Raw genomic sequence first — 2336 nt, 5'->3', positions numbered from 1 at the left:
ACACGCTGGCCCGCCAGCGCCCGCAGCGCGCAGCCGCTCCATGGCCACCAGCCCACCCCCTCCTTCACCCCCGCCGCTGCCACCCGTGCAGCGCAGCTACCGCGCGCCCTGCCCTGGCTGCGGCGCGCCGGTGGATTTCCGCAGCGCGCAGTCCACCTACGCCGTCTGCGCCTACTGCCAGAGCACGGTAGTACGCAGCGGCGAAACCCTGGCGCGCATCGGCAAGATGGCCGAGCTGTTCGACGACCACAGCCCCCTGCAGCTGCAGGCCAGCGGCACCTGGAAGGCCCAGGCCTTTACCCTGGTGGGCCGCCTGCAGTACAAATATGCCGAGGGCACCTGGACCGAATGGCACGCGGTGCGTGCCGACGGCACCAGCGCCTTTTTGAGCGAAGACAACGGGACCTACGTCTTCACCACGCCCCCATCAGCGCAATGGGCCCAGCGTGCCATCCCGATGGCCGAGCAGTTCCGCGTGGGAGCTACCACCGCCATCAACGGCAAAACCTTCAGCGTCGCCTCCAACCAAACCGTCTCCCTGCTGTCGGCCCAGGGCGAGCTGCCGCGCCTGCCTGCATTGGGCGAGCCCTTCGCGATGGTCGAGCTACGCAACGCCACCGGCGAAGTGCTCAGCGTGGACTACAGCACCCGGCCGCCCAGCCTGTCCATCGGCAGCGCCGTGCTGCTGGACGATTTGCAACTGGTCGGCCTGCATGCCGAGTCGGTCAAAGACGAGAAAGGCCGCCAGTTCGATTGCCCCAGCTGCGGCGCGCCCATCACCGTGCAGTTGGCCAGCAGCAAAAGCATCACCTGCGGGGCCTGCCACAGCCTGATCGACCTGACCCAGGGCATCGGTGCCGAATTGCGGCACGCCACGCAAGACGAACCGGTGCAGCCGCTGATTCCCCTGGGCCTGACCGGCAAACTGCAGGGAGTGGACTGGCAGGTGGTGGGTTTCCAGCACCGCATGGGCATGGCACCAGGGGATGATGAGCAGTTTGGCTGGGAAGAGTATTTGCTCTTCAACGCCAAGCGTGGCTTTGTGTTTTTGGTCGATTCCACCGAAGGTTGGAGCCTGGTGAAGCCCACCACCGGCGCACCCGAAATGGCAGCCAGCGGCAAAAGCGCTACTTACCTGGGCAGCCGCTACCAGCTCAAGGAAAGCTACAACGCTGAAACCAGCTATGTGCTGGGCGAGTTCTACTGGCAGGTACAGCGCGGGCAAAAAACCAGCAACCGCGACTTCTCCAGCGGCAAAAGCCTGCTGTCCATGGAGCAGTCGGTGCAGGAAGTCACCTGGTCGGTGGGCAGCAACATCGACAGCGCCCTGGTGGCCACCGCCTTCAAGCTGGAGGGCAAGAAAGACCTGCTCAAACGCAGCGATGCCAGCCCGCTGGGCACGGGCATCGCGGGGATCACCCCGAAAACGATACTGTGGATCATCGTGATCTTGGTGGTGCTGGTGATCGTGTTCAGCAACAGCAGCAATTGCGACCCGAATGTCGAAAACTGCAGCTCCAGCACCCGCACCTCGGGAGGCTCCTACGGCGGCTTTTCCAGCGGCGGCGGACACAAATAATTTTTTGAAGGAGATCAACATGGTGATTGAATGGCTGCGGCCCGAAGTGGTTTTGGGCTCCATCGTTTTTGCGCTGGTGGGCGTGGCGATTTTTGCGCTGTGCTTTGTGGTGATGGACAAACTCACACCCTACAAGCTGTGGGAAGAAATCATTGAAAAGCAGAACCTGGCGCTGGCGCTCGTCGTCGCTGCCACCTCGCTGGGCATTTGCATCATCGTGGCCGCCGCCATCCATTGAAGCCGCGTGACATTGCCGGGCCGCGCCCGGTTGAGGTGGCGCTGCTGGCCTCGGTTTTTATCGTCTCGGCCTGCGGGCTGGTGTATGAGCTGGCGGCGGGCGCGCTGGCGTCCTACCTGCTGGGCGACTCGGTGCTGCAGTTTTCTACCGTCATCGGCACGTACTTGTTTGCCATGGGCGTGGGCTCGTATTTGTCGCGGTTTTTTGAGCGCCAGTTGCCCGCGCACTTTTTACGCATAGAACTGCTGGTAGCGCTTATTGGGGGTGCGCTGCCAGCTCTGCTTTTTGTAGCAAATGCGACGGTGCCCGGTGCTTTCCGCCCGCTGCTGTACAGCCTGGTGCTGCTGGTGGGCACCCTGGTGGGGCTGGAGATTCCGCTGGTGATGCGCATCCTGCAGCGCAACGTGGCCTTGAAAGACCTGGTGTCGCAGGTGCTGACCTTCGACTACCTGGGCGCGCTGGCGGTGTCGCTGGCCTTTCCGCTGCTGCTGGTGCCGCACCTGGGCCTGGTCCGCACCG

Annotated in this window: 2 protein-coding genes and 1 pseudogene; all 3 read left to right on the top strand. The window is 63.5% G+C overall.

Annotated elements, in window-relative coordinates; genetic code table 11:
* The first annotated feature begins 40 nt into the window (after positions 1-40).
* On the top strand, positions 41-1579 hold the full coding sequence (locus tag ABI213_RS20285) for a DUF4178 domain-containing protein (RefSeq protein ID WP_348028436.1): 1539 nt from the start codon (positions 41-43) through the stop codon (positions 1577-1579).
* Positions 1580-1598: 19 nt separating this feature from the next.
* Positions 1599-1817, top strand: a complete 219-nt coding sequence (locus ABI213_RS20280) for a DUF350 domain-containing protein (RefSeq protein ID WP_348009020.1) — start codon at positions 1599-1601, stop codon at positions 1815-1817.
* A gap of 17 nt (positions 1818-1834) precedes the next feature.
* Positions 1835-2336 (top strand): annotated as a pseudogene (locus ABI213_RS20275) (polyamine aminopropyltransferase); the annotation flags it as partial.

This window comes from Rhodoferax sp. (assembly GCF_039922535.1).
Taxonomy (GTDB): domain Bacteria; phylum Pseudomonadota; class Gammaproteobacteria; order Burkholderiales; family Burkholderiaceae_C; genus Rhodoferax_B.
The sequence above is the reverse complement of the archived record's forward strand: the minus strand, read 5'-3'. Positions and strand labels throughout refer to the sequence as shown.

Coding starts and splice junctions, on each gene's coding strand:
- ABI213_RS20285 (WP_348028436.1), top strand. CDS start 41: ATGGCCACCAGCCCACCCCCTCCTTCACCCCCGCCGCTGCCACCCGTG.
- ABI213_RS20280 (WP_348009020.1), top strand. CDS start 1,599: ATGGTGATTGAATGGCTGCGGCCCGAAGTGGTTTTGGGCTCCATCGTT.